At 61.7% G+C, this 18,078-nt stretch carries 16 protein-coding genes and 4 tRNA genes; 8 read left to right on the forward strand and 12 right to left on the reverse strand.

Annotated elements, in window-relative coordinates; all coding sequences use genetic code 11:
* Positions 1 to 53: 53 nt before the first annotated feature.
* The 3 genes from AB5Y94_RS17615 to nhaC all read right to left on the reverse strand — a co-directional run bounded on the left by AB5Y94_RS17615 (position 54) and on the right by nhaC (position 3,826).
* Entirely contained in the window at positions 54 to 1,199 is a 1,146-nt protein-coding gene (locus AB5Y94_RS17615) for an ABC transporter substrate-binding protein (RefSeq protein WP_368206239.1), read from the reverse strand.
* Positions 1,200 to 1,387: 188 nt separating this feature from the next.
* Positions 1,388 to 2,311, reverse strand: coding sequence for a LysR family transcriptional regulator (locus tag AB5Y94_RS17620; RefSeq protein WP_005305481.1), 924 nt, complete (start codon positions 2,309 to 2,311; stop codon positions 1,388 to 1,390).
* A 105-nt stretch (positions 2,312 to 2,416) separates the two neighbouring features.
* Positions 2,417 to 3,826: a Na+/H+ antiporter NhaC gene (nhaC, locus tag AB5Y94_RS17625; protein WP_005305478.1), complete on the reverse strand. Its 1,410-nt coding sequence runs from the start codon at positions 3,824 to 3,826 to the stop codon at positions 2,417 to 2,419.
* A 299-nt stretch (positions 3,827 to 4,125) separates the two neighbouring features.
* Here nhaC and AB5Y94_RS17630 point away from each other — a divergent pair, with 299 nt between their 5' ends.
* Complete coding sequence (locus AB5Y94_RS17630; RefSeq protein WP_017766456.1) at positions 4,126 to 4,335, forward strand: hypothetical protein; 210 nt, start codon at positions 4,126 to 4,128, stop codon at positions 4,333 to 4,335.
* On the opposite strand, the gene AB5Y94_RS17635 is transcribed toward AB5Y94_RS17630, so the two are convergent.
* From AB5Y94_RS17635 to rsmC, 8 genes are all read right to left on the reverse strand, one after another.
* A complete protein-coding gene (locus tag AB5Y94_RS17635) occupies positions 4,330 to 4,602 on the reverse strand; it encodes a late competence development ComFB family protein (protein WP_005305474.1) in 273 nt (90 codons plus the stop codon). The genes AB5Y94_RS17630 and AB5Y94_RS17635 overlap by 6 nt on opposite strands.
* Before the next feature lie 109 nt (positions 4,603 to 4,711).
* Positions 4,712 to 4,797 (reverse strand) — tRNA-Leu (locus AB5Y94_RS17640).
* Positions 4,798 to 4,868: 71 nt separating this feature from the next.
* Positions 4,869 to 4,954 (reverse strand) — tRNA-Leu (locus AB5Y94_RS17645).
* A 45-nt stretch (positions 4,955 to 4,999) separates the two neighbouring features.
* Positions 5,000 to 5,085: transfer RNA gene (locus AB5Y94_RS17650), tRNA-Leu, on the reverse strand.
* A 55-nt stretch (positions 5,086 to 5,140) separates the two neighbouring features.
* A tRNA-Leu gene (locus AB5Y94_RS17655) sits at positions 5,141 to 5,226 on the reverse strand.
* Between the two features lie 116 nt (positions 5,227 to 5,342).
* The gene (gene glgA / locus AB5Y94_RS17660; protein ID WP_201899987.1) at positions 5,343 to 6,803 is read right to left on the reverse strand and encodes a glycogen synthase GlgA; all 1,461 of its coding nucleotides are present in this window, start codon (positions 6,801 to 6,803) and stop codon (positions 5,343 to 5,345) included.
* Positions 6,793 to 8,010: a glucose-1-phosphate adenylyltransferase gene (glgC, locus tag AB5Y94_RS17665; RefSeq protein WP_005305468.1), complete on the reverse strand. Its 1,218-nt coding sequence runs from the start codon at positions 8,008 to 8,010 to the stop codon at positions 6,793 to 6,795. The genes glgA and glgC overlap by 11 nt, the downstream gene beginning before the upstream one ends.
* A gap of 149 nt (positions 8,011 to 8,159) precedes the next feature.
* On the reverse strand, positions 8,160 to 9,188 hold the full coding sequence (gene rsmC / locus AB5Y94_RS17670) for a 16S rRNA (guanine(1207)-N(2))-methyltransferase RsmC (RefSeq protein ID WP_368206240.1): 1,029 nt from the start codon (positions 9,186 to 9,188) through the stop codon (positions 8,160 to 8,162).
* 280 nt (positions 9,189 to 9,468) lie between these two features.
* On the opposite strand from rsmC, the gene dapA reads away from it, so the two are divergent.
* The 4 genes from dapA to AB5Y94_RS17690 all read left to right on the forward strand — a co-directional run bounded on the left by dapA (position 9,469) and on the right by AB5Y94_RS17690 (position 13,840).
* On the forward strand, positions 9,469 to 10,341 hold the full coding sequence (gene dapA, locus AB5Y94_RS17675) for a 4-hydroxy-tetrahydrodipicolinate synthase (protein ID WP_010636009.1): 873 nt from the start codon (positions 9,469 to 9,471) through the stop codon (positions 10,339 to 10,341).
* 94 nt (positions 10,342 to 10,435) lie between these two features.
* On the forward strand, positions 10,436 to 12,076 hold the full coding sequence (locus tag AB5Y94_RS17680) for a diguanylate cyclase (protein WP_017788195.1): 1,641 nt from the start codon (positions 10,436 to 10,438) through the stop codon (positions 12,074 to 12,076).
* A 4-nt stretch (positions 12,077 to 12,080) separates the two neighbouring features.
* Entirely contained in the window at positions 12,081 to 13,184 is a 1,104-nt protein-coding gene (locus AB5Y94_RS17685; protein ID WP_017785013.1) for an HDOD domain-containing protein, read from the forward strand.
* 65 nt (positions 13,185 to 13,249) lie between these two features.
* Positions 13,250 to 13,840 (forward strand): HAD family phosphatase, encoded by a 591-nt coding sequence (locus AB5Y94_RS17690; protein WP_024943147.1) that lies wholly within the window; start codon positions 13,250 to 13,252, stop codon positions 13,838 to 13,840.
* 146 nt (positions 13,841 to 13,986) lie between these two features.
* On the opposite strand, the gene hfq is transcribed toward AB5Y94_RS17690, so the two are convergent.
* Positions 13,987 to 14,346 (reverse strand): RNA chaperone Hfq, encoded by a 360-nt coding sequence (gene hfq, locus AB5Y94_RS17695; RefSeq protein WP_005305447.1) that lies wholly within the window; start codon positions 14,344 to 14,346, stop codon positions 13,987 to 13,989.
* A 177-nt stretch (positions 14,347 to 14,523) separates the two neighbouring features.
* Between hfq and AB5Y94_RS17700 the strand changes: the two genes are divergently transcribed.
* The 3 genes from AB5Y94_RS17700 to AB5Y94_RS17710 are packed head-to-tail and all read left to right on the forward strand — an operon-like array spanning position 14,524 to position 18,012.
* Positions 14,524 to 15,804: a PqiA/YebS family transporter subunit gene (locus AB5Y94_RS17700; protein WP_368206241.1), complete on the forward strand. Its 1,281-nt coding sequence runs from the start codon at positions 14,524 to 14,526 to the stop codon at positions 15,802 to 15,804.
* On the forward strand, positions 15,797 to 17,443 hold the full coding sequence (pqiB, locus tag AB5Y94_RS17705) for an intermembrane transport protein PqiB (protein ID WP_005305443.1): 1,647 nt from the start codon (positions 15,797 to 15,799) through the stop codon (positions 17,441 to 17,443). Before AB5Y94_RS17700 ends, pqiB begins: the two co-directional genes overlap by 8 nt.
* Positions 17,443 to 18,012, forward strand: coding sequence for a membrane integrity-associated transporter subunit PqiC (locus AB5Y94_RS17710; protein ID WP_368206242.1), 570 nt, complete (start codon positions 17,443 to 17,445; stop codon positions 18,010 to 18,012). Before pqiB ends, AB5Y94_RS17710 begins: the two co-directional genes overlap by 1 nt.
* Positions 18,013 to 18,078: the final 66 nt, after the last annotated feature.

Genomic DNA, 18,078 nt, shown 5'->3' on the forward strand with positions numbered 1-18,078 from the left:
TGTCTGTGTGGGAAGCGGGCCGGACTCCTGTCCGGCCCTGTGGTTAGCCGGCCTTAGCGACCACCCAGGATGGCGATATAGTCCGAGACCCAACGGTAGTAAGGCACGCAGGTTCCCTGGCTCTTGCACTGGGAGACGGGAGTACGCCAGAAGCGCACCCGATCGAAGTTGTCGATGCCGTTGGTCTTGCACCCCTCTTTCCCGAGCAGGGCATTGCCCTCGCAGGCGGCCGGCACCACGGGCACGGAGCCGAACCAGGAGGCGAGATCCCCCTGCAGCTTGTTGTTGAGGGAGTGCTCCAGCCATTTGTAGGCGCAGGTGAGGTTCTTGGCCTCGCTGTGCACCATGCTGGTGTCGGCCCAGCCGGTGACCCCTTCCTTGGGCACTGTGGTGGCGATGGGCTGCTTGTCGGCGATCAGGGTATTGGCCTGGAACGGCCAGGAGCCGGAGGCGACCACCCCCTCGTTCTTGAAGTCGTCGATCTGGACGAAGGCGTCGTGCCAGTAGCGCCCCACCAGCTGACGCTGCTGGCGCAACAGGTCGAGGGCGGCCTTGTACTGATCTTCGTTCAGCTCGTAAGGATCCTTGATGCCGAGCGCCGGCTGGTGGCTCATCAGATAGAGGGCCGCATCGGCGATGTGGATGGGGCCGTCGAAAGCCTGCACCCGTCCCTTGTTGGACTTGCCGTCCGGCAGGGTCTGCTCCTCGAACACCACGCTCCAAGAGTCGGGGGCCTTGGGGAAAACCTTGGTGTTGTACATCAATATGTTGCCGCCCCACTGATAGGGCACGCCGTAGTGCTTGCCGTCCACCGTGTGCCAGGGGGCATTCTGCAGACGGGGATCTATCTTGCCGTAGCTCGGGATGAGCGCCAGGTTGAGCGCCTGCACCTTGCCGCCGGCGATGAGGCGCAGGCTGGCGTCGCCGGAGGCGGTCACCAGATCGAAGCCCCCCTCGTTCATCAGCGCCACCATCTCGTCCGAGGTGGCCGCCGTCTTGACGTTGACCTTGCAGCCGGTCTCTTGCTCGAAGCCGGTCACCCAGTCGTAGTTCTTGTCGGTCTCGCCGCGCTCCACGTAGCCGGCCCAGGCTACGATGTTGAGCTGGTCTTCACCTTTGCCTAGGGTGGTGGGGGCTGCCTGGGTCTGGCCTGCCAGCAGGGCGGGGATCAGGGCCAGGGTGAGGGGGGTCAGTTTCATCTTGCTCTCCTTGCTGGGGCGGGCACTGTGGTGATGCCTCGCTGACAATTAACATCCTGTTAACCAGTCATGATCGTAGGAGAAGCGCTGAGCAATGAGAATTTCAATTTTTAACGCCAAAGGTATCTGCTAAATCGATATCGAGTGCAGATGAATCTGAATTTTAGTGGTCACCCGGTAAGAGAGGGCTAGCGAGGGAGTGCCTGCCGGGCCCGCAGCCGGCTCTGATCCCGCACTATGTCGATGAACTCGCGGGCGGTCCACTCCAGCCGTGAACCGCGCCGCCACACCAGGCCGATGTCGATGGCGGGGATCGGCTCCTTGATGGCGCGGGCCTCGACCCGCTCCTGCTCCAGCGACCAGGGGCGGTAGGCAAAGTCCGGCAGCAGGGCGAGCCCGAGCTGGCTGGCCACCAGGCTGCGCACCGCTTCCACCGAGGCGGTCCGCAGCACGATGCGCGGCGCTATGCCGTAGCGGCGCAGGCCGCCACCGATGATCTGGTCCAGCTGGTCGGCGGTCAGCGAAATCATGGGCTCTTCGCCGAGCGCCTTGAGAGAGAGGGTCGACTCGGCGCAGAGCGGGTGGTTGGCGGCGAGCCAGACCCGCAGCGGCGAGCGGGTCAGCAGCTCGGTATCGAACGCCTCCTGGCGGATGGTGCGGTTGGTCATCAGGATCCCCACGTCCACCTCGCCGTTGACGATCTGGTGCTCGAGATAGGGCTGCTCGTCCTCCTTCACCTCGATCTGTACCGCCGGGAAGGCGCGGCGAAAGCGGCCGAGCGCCTCCGACAGGTAGTAGCCGGCCACCAGGGTCGTTACGCCGATAGTGAGCCGCCCCTGATCCTGCTGGGCTACCGCCTTGAGGGAGTGGCTCGCCTCGGTCATGGCGCCGAGGATGCGACGGGCGTGGAGCAGAAACTGGTGGCCCTGAGTGGTGAGGCTGACCCCGCGCGGGTTGCGATCGAACAGGGGGGCGCCGAGCTCGCTCTCCAGCTCGCGGATGGCGCTGGTGACTGCCGACTGGGAGATGTGCAGCTCGGCAGCGGCGCGGCTGACCGAGAAGCTGTCGGCCACCGCCACGAAATAGCGGATCTGGCGAAAGGTGAAGTTCATCTGGGCGTCCTGCCGCGTGCGATCAAGGTGAGTGCCAGCTTAACCTCGAATCGCGCCCAGACAAAAGGCGCCGTGTTGGCGCCTTTGTCATGGTTTTTCCGGCGGTTAGCGGGAGCTGGCCGCCTCGATCACCGGGATCCGGTTCACCGCCTTGCCCAGATAGGCGAGGGTGATGGTCACAATGATGCAGGTGAAGCTGAGCCACATGTAGGGCAGGTAGTCGAGGGTGGCCACTCCCAGCACCCCGGCCATGAAGATGCCGTTGTCGCTCCAGGGCACCATGCCGCAGGTGAGGGTGCCGCCAAACTCGGCGTTGCGGGAGAGGTTCTTGCGCGCCAGTCCCAGCCGGTCGTAGTTCTTGGCCATGATCTTGGGGGTCAGGATCAGCGACACATACATGGCCGAGCCGAACACGTTGGCCAGGAAGGCGGTGCCTATGGTGTGGGTAGTCAGGCTGCCGGCACCCTTGATGCGCTTCTCGAAGGCACTGGCGATCACTTCCAGGATGCCGACCTTCTCCAGCAGGCCGCCAAAGCCCAGACCGAAGATGATGACCGCCACCGAGCCCAGCATGGACTCCATGCCGCCACGGCCCAGAATGTTGTCGATGAAGTCGACGCCGGAGGTGATGGCAAACGGGCTGTAGGCGGAGTGCATGGCCTTCACCGGATCCATGTCCTGGAACAGGATGGCCCAGACAAGGCCCAGCAGGGCGCCGAAGCTGATCACCGGGAAGGCGGGCTTGCGGTTGGCCAACAGGCCCAGCACCAGCACCACGGGCACTATGGCCAGCGGGGTGATGTTGAACTGCTTGTCGAGCGCCTCCATCACCAGGTTGACCTGCTCCAGGCTGACGTTGCCGGAGTACTGCATGCCGACCACGGTGAACAGGGCGGCGGTGATGACGTAGGAGAACAGGCTGATGGGCAGCATCCCCTTGATGTGCTCCATCACGTCGACGTTGGACATGGTCGAGGCCAGCACCACGGAGTCGGAGAGCGGAGAGAGCTTGTCACCGAAGTAGACGCCGGAGAGCACGGCCCCCGCCACCAGCGGCGCGGGCACCCCCAGGCTGTGGCCTATGCCCATCATGGCGATGCCGGCGGTGGCGGCCGAGCCCCAGGAGGTACCGGTAGCCAGCGAGGTCAGCGAGCAGATGATCAGGGTCGCCAGCAGAAAGATGGACGGGTGTATCACCTTGAGGCCGAAGTAGATGATGCTGGGGACTATGCCGCCGGCAATCCAGGTGCCGACCAGGGCGCCGACGGAGACCAGGATCAGGATGGCCCCCATCCCCTTGGCGACACCGTCGACGGCTGCCTGCTCCAGGGATTTGTAATCATGGCCGAGCTTGATGCCGAGCCCCATGATGACAAACCAGGCGATGAACAGTGCCAACTGGATTGGCAGGTCGAGCACGCTGGTGAAGGAGAAGGCCAGGGCCAGGAAAATGGCCAGACAGGCAAACACCTGCGACATGCCCGGCAATCGGATGTGGTTGTGTTGGTTTTGCATAGATACTTCCTAAACTCTTGCTCGCCAAGGTCGGTCCCTCTCGTCCTGTGGATACACGTATCCCGAGGGGCCCACCCAAAAAGAGGCCGCAATCTACCACAAACCAGGGGGGACAAATCCCAACTGATTTGGCAAAAATGCAATTTTGATTGAAAAACTTACAATTTAGTTGATCTCATAACCCGTTTTTGAGTGCTCTGTCTGCCCCGATGGGACATTCGACTCCGATAGGAAAGTCCGATTGCATACTCATAAAATACAAATGATAATTGTTATCATTTATTGGAGGGGAGTGTGTCATGAGATGGATAGTGAGGGCCATGCTGCTGATCGGGCTGCTGGCCATCCTGATCTGGGGTCAGGAGAGGGAGTACGGGGTATGGAGTCTGGGCTTCTTGCTGGCCGCCTGGGTCATGTTCGAACCCAGGCTGAGACCAGCGCTGATCCTGCTGCCGGTGGCCGGCATGACCGGAGTGGCGGCCCTTGTCTGGCAGCAGCCCTGGTTATGACGAGGTGGCCGGTGCGCTCTGCACCTTTTCCAGCGCCTGTTTGAGGGAGGTGATGACGTTCTTCTCCATCTCGTTGCGCTTGGCATCGGTCAGGAAGTAGATCATGTCGACGTCGTGGCGAATATAGTGGGAGGGGAGCTGGTTCAGGGTCAGGCAGCAGAGATCGGCCATCTGGTTGGCGCTCAGTGTCTGGCTGAGCCCCTGTTTCTCAATCTCCTTGAGCACCAGATGCTCGTAGAAGTTGTGAATGTCGGTATCCAGTATCATATGCATTCCTTGGCATGACGATGGGCGGTGAGTCGTCAAAAGCATAGTCATAACAAGGGGTAAAAACAAAAGGCCCGTCACTTTCGTGATGGGCCTTTTGCAGAATGAATGGTGCGAAGAGAGGGACTCGAACCCTCACATCCGTGGGACACTAACACCTGAAGCTAGCGCGTCTACCAATTCCGCCACCTTCGCACACTGATTTTCTCCAGCTGGTTTTTAAATGCGGTTGGAGCGCATTTTCTGCGTTTTACATGCCAGAAGCATGGTGCGAAGAGAGGGACTCGAACCCTCACACCCGGGGGGCACTAACACCTGAAGCTAGCGCGTCTACCAATTCCGCCACCTTCGCACATCGGGTTATCAGTCTGGATTTACATGCTGTCTGATAAAAGCATGGTGCGAAGAGAGGGACTCGAACCCTCACACCCGGGGGGCACTAACACCTGAAGCTAGCGCGTCTACCAATTCCGCCACCTTCGCACATCGGGTTATCAGTCTGAATTTACATGCCGTCTGATAAGAGCATGTTGCAGTATGGTGCGAAGAGAGGGACTCGAACCCTCACATCCGTGGGACACTAACACCTGAAGCTAGCGCGTCTACCAATTCCGCCACCTTCGCATCACTGCGGTGGGGGATTCTATAGAGTTTTGGGGGGGCGTCAACAGCCAGAAGGTACTTTTTTCGCTGTTGACGCCCAAAGCAGCATCAAGGGGACAAAACTTCAGCAATTAGCGTCACTGGCGAGCCAGGGCGTCCCGATACATCTGCTCGTACTGGATAACCGAATCAGGCCAGTTGAAGCGGGTGTTCATGGCATTGCGCTGAACCCGGGCAAACTGCTCGGGGTCCTGCAGGTAATAGAGCAGGCTGCGGCGCATGGCATCGAGCAGTATGTTGGCGGTCGGATCGTTGAAGCAGAAGCCGGTCGCATGTGCCGGATCGGCATCCCAGTCCACCACAGTATCCTTCAGACCGCCGACCGCCCTTACCAGCGGCAGGGTACCGTAGGTCAGGCTGTACATCTGGTTGAGGCCGCATGGCTCGAACAGGGAGGGCATCAGGAAGAAGTCGGCACCGGCCTCCACCAGGTGGGCGAGCCGGTCGTCATAGGTATTGATGAAGGCGAGCCGGTCCGGGAATTGCTGGGCCAGGGTGCGCAGCTGGGTGGCGAGGGAGGGATCACCCGAGCCGACGATCACCACCTGCACCTTGTGATGCAGAAACTTGTCCAGCACCGGCAGCAGCAGATGCACGCCTTTTTGTTCGGTCAGCCGGCACACCATGCCGTAGATGGGCAGGTCCACCACCGGCAGGCCCAGCTCCTGCTGCAGGCTCTGCTTGCAGACGCCCTTGCCGGCCAGGTTGTCGACGTCATAGGTGGCCGGCAGAAAGTCGTCGAAGGCCGGATCCCAGTCCTGATAGTCGCAGCCGTTGAGGATGCCACGCAGATCCGCCGCCCGCTGCTGGAAGACGCTGGCCATGCCGTGGGCCCCCAGGTGGGTCAGCAATTCGCTGGCATAGTTGGGGCTGACCGCGTTGATCTTGTCGGCATAGAGCACCCCGCACTTGAGCAGGTTGACGTGGCCGTAGTCATAGCTGATGCGCTGTTCGTAGTCGGCAATCTCGGGCACGGCCCAGAACTGCTGGCGCTCGAATACCCCCTGGAACGCCGCGTTGTGAATGCTGATCACGCTGCGAGTGTGCTGGAAGAAGGGGTTGTGGGCATGTCGGGTTTTCAGCAGCAGCGGCAGCAGGCCGGTGTGCCAGTCGTTGCAGTGCACTATCTCGGGGGCAAAGGCGAGCTGCTCGCAGGCGTGCAGCGCGGCGGCGGCCAGGAAGGCGAAACGCTCGCCGTTGTCCGGATAGGCCTGGTTGTTTTCGGCATAGAGCTGGGGGCGATCGAAGTACTGCGGGCAATCGAGCAGGTAGACACAGACCCCTTCGAGATCCATCTGATAGATGCGATAGCCGATATCCGGCAGGCCCGGGTGGGTTGGCAACCAGCGCGAGACCAGCAGTTTGGCCTCATCCCGTCGCTTTATCGTCTTGTAGAAGGGGAGCATGATCCTGACATCATGTCCCTTCTGGGCCAAGTACAGCGGCAGGGCTCTGGCTACGTCCGCCAGGCCCCCGGTCTTCACAAGCCCCTCAACTTCCGAGGCAACGAACAGGATTTTCAGTGGGTTAATAGCCAACTCTTGCTCCCTTAGGTACCACGACGATACCGCCTTCGGACACGGTAAATCGCTCTCTGTCATGGTCCAGATTTTCACCGATCACGGTGCCGGGCGCAATTTCAACGTTCTTGTCGATGATGGCGCGGCGGATGGAGCAGCCCTCGCCAATCTTCACATCACCGAGCAGAACCGACTCGCTGATATGGCTGCAAGGGCCTATGTTGCAGCGAAAACCCAGGATGGAGCGCTGGATCTGGCTGCCCTGGATGAAGCAGCCACCGGAGATCAAGGAGTTGGCGATCTTCACCTTGCAGTCGTCGGTGTCGACGAAGGTGGCGGGCGGCAGCGGTGGATAGTGGGTATGCAGCGGCCACTTGCGGTTGTAGAGGGAGAAGGGGGCATCGTCGGCCACCAGGTCCATGTGCGCCTGCCAGTAGGAGTCCAGCGTCCCCACGTCGCGCCAGTAGACGTTGGGCTTTTCGCCCGGGATCACGTTGGTGCTGTAGTCGTAGACATAGACGGGGGCGCGCGGGAACAGGCTGGGGATGATGTCCTTGCCGAAGTCATGGCTGGAGTTCTCCTCGGCGGCGTCGCGCTTGAGTTCGCGATAGAGCGACTCGGTCTCGAAGATGTAGTTGCCCATGGAGACCAGCGCCTGGGTGGGATCGCCGGGGATGTGCTTGGGCCGCTTGGGCTTCTCCTCGAAGCCGATCATCCGGCCCTCCTGATCCACCTCGATCACCCCGAAGGCGCTCGCCTCTTCGATGGGCATGCGCAGGGCGGCGACGGTCAGAGCGGCGGCCTTCTGCTTGTGGAAGCTCACCATCTGGCTCACGTCCATCTTGTAGATGTGGTCGGAGCCGAAGATGCAGACGTGCTCGGGGTCGGAGATCTCTATGAAGCGCAGGTTCTGATAGATGGCGTCGGCCGTGCCGTCATACCAGCGTTTTCCCATCCGCATCTGGGCCGGAATGGGGTCGATGAAGCGATCCGTGATGCCGACGATATTCCAGCCCTTCTTCATGTGCAGATAGAGGGACTGGGACTTGAACTGGGTGAGCACATAGATGCGTAGGAAGTCGGCGTTGACGAAGTTGTTGAGCACGAAGTCGATCAGTCGGTAGCTGCCACCAAAGGGAACCGAGGGCTTGCTGCGGGTGGTGGTGAGTGGCTGGAGGCGAGTACCTTCGCCGCCCGCCAGGATCATGGTGAGTATGCCTGCCATCGTATTTCTCTCCCTGAATTCATACTATGAAAAGGTTTTCAGCCTGATGCAAAAAAACACCCCTAAAGGGGTGGTTTGAGGTGTGTCAATTACCTTATCAGATCCCGTATGGGGCTCTCTACCTGTTTCCGGTGACTGCTTACACTTATTTACACTTTGCTCAGATAGACCTTGAATTTGGCATCGCCACTGATCACTTCCGTCCGTTTGAAGTGCGTCTCCAGTATAGGCTGATATCGCAGAAAGGCGTTGGCAACTATGGTGAGGGTGCCCTGCTGCGACAGATGCTCCGGCGCCTTGGCCAGGAAGGTTTCGGTGGCGGCGTAGAAGGTCTTGAGACCGGCGTGGAACGGCGGGTTGGAGACGATGCGGTCAAATTTTTCCTGGATGTCGGAATAGACGTCGGACGCCCGCACCGCGCCCTGCAGACCGTTGATAGCCAGGGTACGGCGGCTGGATTCCAGCGCCAGCGCGTTGATGTCCACCATGGTGACCCTGAGTTCAGTATTGCGCTTGGCCAGCACAGAGCCGATCACCCCGGCACCGCAACCGAAATCGAGCAGCGTTCCCTGCATGGCCGGCAGGCTGGCCAGCAGCATCTGGCTGCCCAGATCCAGCTCGGATGCACTGAACACGCCGGGCAGCGCCAGCACGGTCAGCTCGGTATCGCCAGCCTGGCACTGGTAGCGGCCAAACCAGGCGTCCAGCTCGAACGGGGCCACCGGTTTGCTCAGTTCGCCGTGATAGAGGGAGCAGCGGCGTGCCGAATCGCGTTTGACCGGCTTCTCGCCATAGGGAGCCAGCAGCTTGTCGGCCCCGTTGATGCCGCCGCGGTTCTCGCCGGCGAGGAACAGCTCGGCACCGGCGTCCAGCAGCGGGGTCATCATGGCCAGCAGGTATTGGGCCTCGGCCTTGGCCTTGGGCATCAGCAGCAGCAGGGCATCGAAGCGGGGGGCGCCACCCAGCTGGTGATCGAACAGGATGGCGTCGCCCAGCGCGGCCTGCTGGCTGCGGTAATAGCAGTAATCCGTGGTAAACACGGTGAGGGAGTGGGTCAGGGTTGCCAGCTGGCGCGGATAGTCATCCTCCAGGGCGCCGCACACCAGCAGCCGCTTGCCGACAAAGAGGGCTTGGTTTCGTTCCAGCATCTGGCTGACGGCACTGATCGGGCTGCTCATCGGGTCTCTCCACGCAATTTTGGGCGGCCATTATACATAGCCGCTTTCGCCTTGACATTTATGCCGTGTTCCCGAAATATGCCCAGACACCATTTTTTGAGCAGAGATGACGCAATGCGGTTCAACGGGTTGAAACGAAAGCATAAAAAAAGCCTGACATTCGGGCCTGCCGACGTTCGCGCGTAACCTCTCATCCCTGAGCAGATTCAAACCCCGGTTGCGCACATCGTACCGGGGTTTTTTATTGCCACATTCATGAGTCAACGGAGAAGGAAATTCCATGTTCAAAGGTTCAATCGTCGCCCTGATCACCCCCTTTCGACAGGGCAAGCTGGATGAAGAGGCGTTGGCGCGTCTGGTGGAGTGGCATATCGAACAGGGTACCCACGGCATAGTGCCGGTGGGCACCACGGGCGAGAGTCCGACCCTGACCCACGATGAGCATTGCCGGGTGGTGGAGCTGGTGGTCAAGCTGGTGGCGGGCCGCATCCCGGTGATCGCCGGGGCCGGTTCCAACAACCCGGTTGAAGCCATCGAATACACCCGTTATGCCGAGCAGATGGGGGCCGATGCCACCCTGCACGTGGCCGGTTACTACAACCGTCCCAATCAGGAGGGGCTCTATCACCACTTCAAGGCGGTGCACGACGCCACCAGCAAGCCCATCATCGTCTACAACATCCCGCCGCGCGCCATCGTTGACGTGCAGCCGGCGACCCTGGCCCGCCTGGCCGAGCTGCCGCGCATCGCCGGGGTGAAGGATGCGACCGGCGATCTGGCCCGCCCCTGGGTGGAGCGCCAGCTGATCAAGAAGCCATTCGCCTGGCTCTCCGGCGAAGATGCCACCGCCGTGGCCTACAACATCGGCGGCGGTCAGGGTTGTATCTCGGTGACGGCCAACGTGGCCCCCAAGCTGGTGGCCGAGGTGCAAAACCTGGCGCTGGCCGGCCAGTGGCAAGCTGCGCGTGAACTGCAAGACAAACTCATTCCGCTGCATCAGGCGATGTTTGCCGAGCCGAGCCCGGCCGGTGCCAAGTATGCCGTCTCCCTGCTGGGCTTTTGCAGCGAGGAGTGCCGCCTGCCGGTGATGCCGCTCTCCGAGGCAACGCGTACCCGCATCCGCGAGGCGATGCACGCCTTGAATTTGTTATAAAAAATGGGCTCTGGATCGCGCTTTTGACTGGCCAGTCAATTAAAGTGCAGGCTTTGCCGATATACTCGCTTGGATACAACCAAGGATGGCAGGCATGCAGGAATGGGATCCAGAGCACTTCACCAGCTTTGAACACCTCTGTGAAGTGACACTGGCGGCAATCAGGGAAAAAACCGAAGCCGAACAGATCTATTTGTGGCTGCGCGCCCCCGAGTCGCAGCTCTACAGCTTCCAGCTCGATCAGGGACTGGTCAGCCTGACGGCCGATGCCGTCGCCCCCCTCAAGTTACCGATCCTCTTCATCGAACACGCCCTCGACAAGGGACAACTGATGGTGGAGCCGCTCGCCCAGCACAACGAGCTCTGGGAAACGGTCGAGCCACAGACGGTGCGCCTGCGCGCCTGTTTCCCGCTCAAGCGCCACAAAGGGCTGGAGGCCGTGGTCTACCTGGAGACCCGCCGCCGTATCGATCGCCTGCCCCGGCGCCAGCAACAGGGCATCCAGCTGCTGATGCACTATCTTGCCGCCGAGCTCGAGAGCCGGTTGCTGGCCAGCCAGGTCGATCTGGAGCGGGATCAGCGGCTGCACACCCAGGCCGACCTCATCCGCAGCCAGGCGCTGCAAGGCTCCTTCCTCAGCATGCTGCAGGCGCTGCACCAGGTGGGAGTCAAGCTGGCGCGTTGTGACAGTGAACACCAGCTGCTGCACGATGCGGTGGCGCTGGCTCGTCAGGAGCTGCAGTTCGACCGCATCGCCATCTTCCTGGTGGATGCCGAGTTCAAGACCATGCACGGCACCTGGGGCACCAACGAGGTGGGCGAGTTGATCGACGAGCACCACTTCATCAGCCCGATCCCTGATCACCCCACGGTGCAGGAGGCGCTGCGCCGCAAGGATTATGTGCTGGTGCTGGAGGATGCGCCGCTCTACTACGAAAAGCAGGAGGTGGGGCGTGGCTGGAATGCCATGGTCTCGCTGTGGGACGGGGCCACTCCCATCGGCTGGATCGCCGCCGACAACCTGCTGTGGCGCCGGCCGCTCAAGGCTTATCAGAGCGAGATCTTCAAGCAGTATGCCGCCATGCTCTCCCAGTTGCTGATCCGCCAGCGTACCCAGGCGGCGCTTGAACGTTTCAACCGCGAGCTGGAGCAGCGGGTCAGCGAGCGTACCATGCAGCTGGCGGAGAGCAACCGGGCGCTGGCGGAGGCCAACAAACGGCTCTCCATGCTGTCGCTGGAAGATCCCCTCACCGGCATCGCCAACCGCCGTCAGTGGGATCTCACCATGCAGCGGGAGTGGGAGTGGGCGCGCCGGCACCAGAGTCTGCTGGCGGTGCTGATGATCGACGTGGACGAGTTCAAGTCCTACAACGACCACTTCGGCCATGCCAAGGGGGATCAGTGTCTGCAGCAGGTGGCCGCCCTGCTGCAGGATGCGGAACGGCGGCGTACCAACCTGGTGGCGCGTTACGGCGGCGAAGAGTTCGTGATCCTGCTGTGCGGTCCGCAACCCGGTGAGGCGGAGCGGCTGGCGGAACAGATTCACCAGGGGCTCAGTGAATTAAAAATCCCGCATCCAGCCTCCCGAGTTGCTGATTTCATTACGGTTAGCATAGGCTTTAGCTATCTGGTTCCCTCGCTGGATGGAACATGGCAGAGCCTGACCGAACAGGCCGATCAGGCGCTCTATCATGCCAAATCGCAGGGGAGGGCGTGTACGCTAGCCTATCGGTGAGCCCATGTTGTTACGTCGTTATCCCATCTTCAACCGTCGTCTCGCTCTCGTGGCCTATGGCATTGACTATCAGCTTGCCGACCCTGCCGAATGGCCCCTGCTGGCCGCCCAGTGCCGGCTGCTGGCACAGGGGCGCCAATATCTGCTGCCTTTCACCCACGAACAGCTCGATGAGCTGCGCCCTCTGCTGTTCGATCAGGACACCATTCCACTGGTAGAGGCTTCGGCCGAACGGTTGCCCACCTCTTTTCCCGTATTGGAGCAGTGGCGCGACTACCGGCGCCGGCTGGCGGTGCACGGTGCCCAGCGCGAGCAGCGCTGGCTCAGCGCCTCCCGTCTGCTGGTGTTCTGGATGGGGGAGGAGGGGATCCGTCAGCCGACCGAACACAAGCGGATGGCCCTCGGCATCGAGAGCTGGGGGGATTTTCTGCCGCTCAAGGAGGCAGGGGTCGATTTCTTTGCCGGCGGCTTCCTGGCGCGCCCCGAGCTGGTGAACCAGCGCGCCGCCCAGCCGGACATGAAGCTGGTGCAGGAGATACTGCAGCTCATCTGCCATGAGGAGTTCTCCTTCGCCCGAGTGGCGACCCTGCTGCAGCAGGATGCCTGGCTGCCGGGGCAGCTGTTGAGCTACGTCAACGCTCCCGGTTTCGATCATGCCAGCCCCATCGTTTCGGTTAACCGGGCGCTCTCCTATCTGGGGGAGCAGGAGATCCGCAAGTTCGTGCTTATCTACGGATTGGCCAGGGTCAGTCAGCACATTCCGGAGGCCTGCACCCGCATGGCCATTGCCCGCGGCCGCTTCTGCGAGCTGATCGCCCTGAGCGCACTCGGCAAGTCCGCCGCCAGCTGGGCCTTCCTGGTGGGGCTGGTGCTGGACGGCTCGCTGCTCTCCGAACAGCTCAAGGCCCATCTGCCCAAGGACGTGAAGCGAGCGCTGGAGTCTCGTGAGGGACCGCTGTTTCATCTGTTTCAGCTGGTGAAGTGCTATGAACAGGGCGACTGGCCACTGCTGGCCCAGCTGGCGCCTACTTATAAGCTGGATCCCGCCAAGCTGACTCCCATCTATTTTCAGGCACAAATGTGGGGGCAAGCGTTTCTCGCCACCTAGGCCGTGGCGAGCGAGAGGGGCTCTGGCTAGAATGGGGGCCCTTTTTCAGACACGGATCCCGCACCATGACCCTCTCCGGCTTTCAAGGCCTGGTATTCGACCTCGACGGCACCCTGGTGGACTCCATGCCGCTGCACCTCGCCGCCTGGGCGCACACGGCCCGGGAGTTTGGCTTTCACTTCGATCCCGACTGGTTCTATGAGCTGGGTGGCATGCCGAGCCGCAAGATAGCCCTGCTGGTGGCCGAGCAGCAGCAGATCGCGCTCGATCCGCTCATCGTGACCCGTTGCAAGACTGAGCACTACGTGGCCAACCTGCACAAGGCAACCGTCTTCCCGGCCATGCAGACACTGGTCGAGCGTTACCATGGCCGCATCCCCATGGGGATAGGCACCGGTTCACCGCGGGTCAATGCCGCCGCCGTGTTGCGCAATACCGGGCTGGATCGCTACTTCTCCGTGGTGGTGACGGCCGATGATGTCGAGCTGCACAAACCCCACCCGGATACCTTCCTGCTGGTGGCCAGCAAGCTGGGGGTCGATCCGGCGGGTTGTCTGGTGTTTGAGGATACGGGGATTGGCGTACAGGCCGGTCAGGCTGCGGGTATGCAGACCTGCATGGTCAGGGAGGGCAGACCGGTCGGCTTGCAGTATTGAAGCTGCCGCATTGAATCTGGGCAGAGAGCGTCATCATGGGCGCTGAGGTAGAAAGTCCATTCCCATACGGGACTGTCATGACAAATGGGAATGGACTCGGTCACCCTCTGACGCAGCGATGGTCGCGGGGTGACATGGGCATGGCCTTACTGGTCGCTGTTGCCGCCCTGGTTGTCGTCGTAACGACCGGGTGCGCCGTGGGGGCGCGGCGCCATGGAGACGCGAGGCTTGCGAGCACGCTGGATATTGACCTGCGGCCGGCCGGAGTGCATGGCGATGGTGGAGATCTTGGCCTTGTAGACCAGCTGCTGGTTGCCATGGGCATCGGTCAGCAGCACGCTGTACTGGTCGAAACCGCTGATGGTCCCCTCCAGCTTGATGCCGCTCACCAGGAAGATGGCGACCTGACTGCGGTTTTTGCGCAACCAGTTGAGGGCAGAATCTTGCCCGTTCCCGAGGGAGAAGGCTTGCTCGATCGTGGAGTAGCTTGGGGATTCAGTTGTCATAAATTATTGTCCCGCGGAAAAAAAGTGGCGTTTGATTGTGCTAAATGGTCACTTGCTTGTCAAAGTCATTCTCACGCCCGGTCGGGGTGGTGCAACGAGAGGGCTGGTCGGCACGGGCCGCTGCTGTAATAATTGGCGGTTCTGGCCCCGTGGCGGGCCTAATGCTGGGGTTTCATCTTGCATCCGGTTTCACACCAACATCAACTCACCTATACCCATGACGCCACCGCGTGCGAAGAGTGCGACCTGCTGGTGCCGGCCACCACGCTGGCCGTGGGGGAGGCGAGCAGCTGTCCGCGCTGCGGTCATACCCTGAGCCGCCATCTGCCGGAGCAGGAGCGCAGGCCCATCGCCTACGGCTTTGCGGCCATCATCATGTTCGTGCTCTCCAACGCCTTTACCTTCATGTCCTTCTCCGCCAAGGGGGTGGGGCAGGAGATGACCTTCCTTCAGTGCATCACCACCCTGGTGGATCAGGGCTACCTGTTCCTCGGGGCCGTGCTGAGCCTGACCCTCATCGGCCTGCCGCTGGTCTATATCGGTTCCATCATGCTGGTGCTGTGGCGGGTCGACAAGGATCTGCACAGCAATGCCCTGCGCTCTCTCGGTCGGCTGCTGTGCCGGATCAAGCCCTGGCTGATGGTGGATGTCTTCCTCATCGGGGTGCTCATCTCCCTGGTCAAACTGATGGGGATGGCCGACATCAAGATGGGGTTGTCGTTCTGGGCCTTCGTCGGTTACACCCTGCTGCTGATCAAGATGATCTCGTCGCTGGACCGGATGTGGCTGTGGCAGCGGCTGTTCGGGCCGAGCGAGCCGCATGGCGTGACGGTGGATGACGACGAGGCCAGCGCCATGAGCGCCGGCCTGGTGGGTTGCCACATCTGCGGCGCGCTGAGCGAAGCCGGTGCCGACAGCTGCAAACGCTGCGGCGAGCATCTGCACAGCCGCAAGCCGGGTGGACTGAACCGTACCTGGGCGCTGCTCTTTACCTCCATCATCCTCTACGTGCCGGCCAACCTTTATCCCATCATGGATACCGTCTTCCTCGGGGATGACAGCCCCTCCACCATTCTGGGCGGGGTGCTGGTGCTGTGGGCCATGGGCTCCTATCCCATCGCGGCGGTGATCTTCTTCGCCAGCGTGGTGGTGCCGCTGGTGAAGATCCTGGCGCTGTTGTGGCTCTGTTACATGGTGCAGCGCGGGCAGGGCACCTCGCCCCTTGGCAAGCTCAAGCTTTATCGCATGACTGAATTTGTGGGGCGCTGGTCGATGATCGACGTCTTCGTGGTGGCCATCCTGGCGGGTCTGATCCGGCTCGACAACCTGATGACCATCTATCCGGGCCCTGCGGCCGTCGCTTTTGCAGGTGTGGTTCTGGTGACCATGGTGGCTGCCATGAGTTTCGATTCCCGCCTGATCTGGGATTTACAACAAGGAGAACGCGAACGTGAGTGAGCGTAAGAAGAGGTGGAAACCTGGCTCGGACTTTCTGAGCTCGGCCGCCGCAATCTGGATGGTGCCGCTGCTGGCGCTGTTCATCGGGATCTGGATGCTGTTCCAGCACTGGTATTCGCAAGGTCCCAGCTTCACCCTGACGGTGGCAACAGCCGAAGGGATAGTGGCGGGCAAGACCATGATCCGCTCCCGCGAGGTGGAGGTGGGTCGCATCGAGGCGGTGGAGCTCAGCGATGACTACAGCCACGCGGTGCTGAAGGCCCGCCTGACCAATGCCGCCGCCGGCATGCTCAAGAAGGACAGCCAGTTCTGGGTGGTCAAGCCGCGGGTGGGACGCGAAGGGGTGTCGGGCCTCGGCACCCTGCTCTCCGGCGCCTACATCGAGCTGGCCCCCGGCAAGAAGGGCAAGGCGCGCGACGAGTACGCCATGCTGGACAAGCCGCCACTGGCCTCGCAGGACGCCAAGGGGCTGCGATTATCGCTGAGCAGCCGGGATACCCGAGCACTCGGGGTGGGTTCGCCCATCAACTACCAGGGCTTCACCATAGGCCAGGTGGAAGAGGCGAAGTTCCTGCCCGAGAAGAGCGAGATGCAGTATCAGATCTTCATCAACGCCCCCTATGACGTGCTGGTGAGCAGCAACTCCCGCTTCTGGATGACCCCGGGCTTTGAGGTCTCCATGAGCAGCGAGGGGATGAAGGTGAAGATGGATTCGCTGGAGAGCCTGCTGGATGGCGGCATCACCATGGGGCTGCCCCCTGGCTGGGCACCCGGCGAGCCGGTCAAGCAGATGGACGACTTCACCCTGTTCCAGGATCAGGCCAGCGTACTGGCCGGTAGCCTGGATCAGTTCATCGACTACGTGTTCCTGTTCGAGGACAGCGTCGGCGGCCTGCACCCGGGCGCGGCGGTGGAGTATCGCGGCATTCGGGTCGGTACCGTCATCTCGGCGCCCTATCTCATCGACGAGAAAGGGGTGCAGATGTTCCAGAGCCGGCAGATCCCGGTACTGGCGCGGATCGAGGTGCAGCGTCTCTCCCATCGCTATGCCAACGCGGAGAAGGAGCAGTGGCGCGCCCTGTTCGGCAAGCAGTTCAAGGAGGGGTTGCGGGCGACGCTCAAGACCTCCAGCCTGCTGACCGGGGGCAAGGTGGTGGATCTGAACTTCTACCCCGATGCGCCCAAGTTCCAGCCCACCAAACTGGCGGGCTATCAGGTATTCCCGACCGTGCAGGCAGGGCTGGATCAGATCGAACGCAAGGTGAACCAGATCCTCGACAAGTTCGTCGACATGGACACCGCCCAGACCCTGAACCAGGTCAACCACACCCTGGCGACCCTGGATCAAACCCTGAAGAATGTCAGTGCGCTGAGTGCCAACCTGAACAAGTTCACCGGTCAGAGCGCGACCCAGCAGTTGCCGGCGTCCCTCAACGACAGCCTGAAACAGTTGCAGAGCACGCTGCAGGAGTATGATGCCAACTCCCAGACCAACCAGGATCTGCGGCAGTCGGTGCAGTCGCTCAACCAGCTGATGCGCGAGTTGCAGCCGTTGGTACATTCGCTCAACGAGCAGCCGAGCTCGTTGATTTTCGATCGGGCTCGTCCCCGTGATCCCGAGCCCAAGCGAGGTCAATGATGAAGAAACGGATGATGACGCTGGCCTTGCTAGGCCTGCTGGCGGGTTGCAGCGCGGCACCGACGCAGCTGCACTACTACTCCCTCGACGCCGAGGCGCAGCAACCGGCCCCCGTGGTGGCGCAGCCGCAGCATCAGCTGGTGCTCAAACCTGTCTCTCTGTCCGGCCAGCTGGATCGGATGAGCCTGGTCTATCAGCTGGAGGGCAAGGAGCTGCACTTCGCCGAGTACCATCGTTGGGCGGGGTCGCTGGATGCCCAGCTCGATCAGCTGACCCTGAACGGTCTCTCCAGCCGCTTGCCGGGCTGGGTGGTACGGCAGGACGGTGCCCGCAAAGGGCCGGTGCTGACCATCTCGGTGGAGCGCTTCCAGGGCCGCCACGATGGTCGCGCCGTGCTGAGCGGCCGCTGGCGCCTGCTGACCGAAGAGGGCACTGTCCTGCGTGACGTCCCCTTCCAGCAGGTGCGGGTGCTGCCTGCCGACGGCTACGGCACTCTGGTGAGCGAGCTGGGGGCTGGTTGGCAGCAACTGCTCGACCAGATTGCGTCCGAGGTGCGCAAGGGCGCCTGACGACATGTCGATGCACCGACTCAAAATGAAACGGGAGGCCTTGGCCTCCCGTTTTTTTGTATTGGG

This window comes from Aeromonas sp. s5 (genome assembly GCF_040907865.1).
Taxonomy (GTDB): domain Bacteria; phylum Pseudomonadota; class Gammaproteobacteria; order Enterobacterales; family Aeromonadaceae; genus Aeromonas; species Aeromonas dhakensis.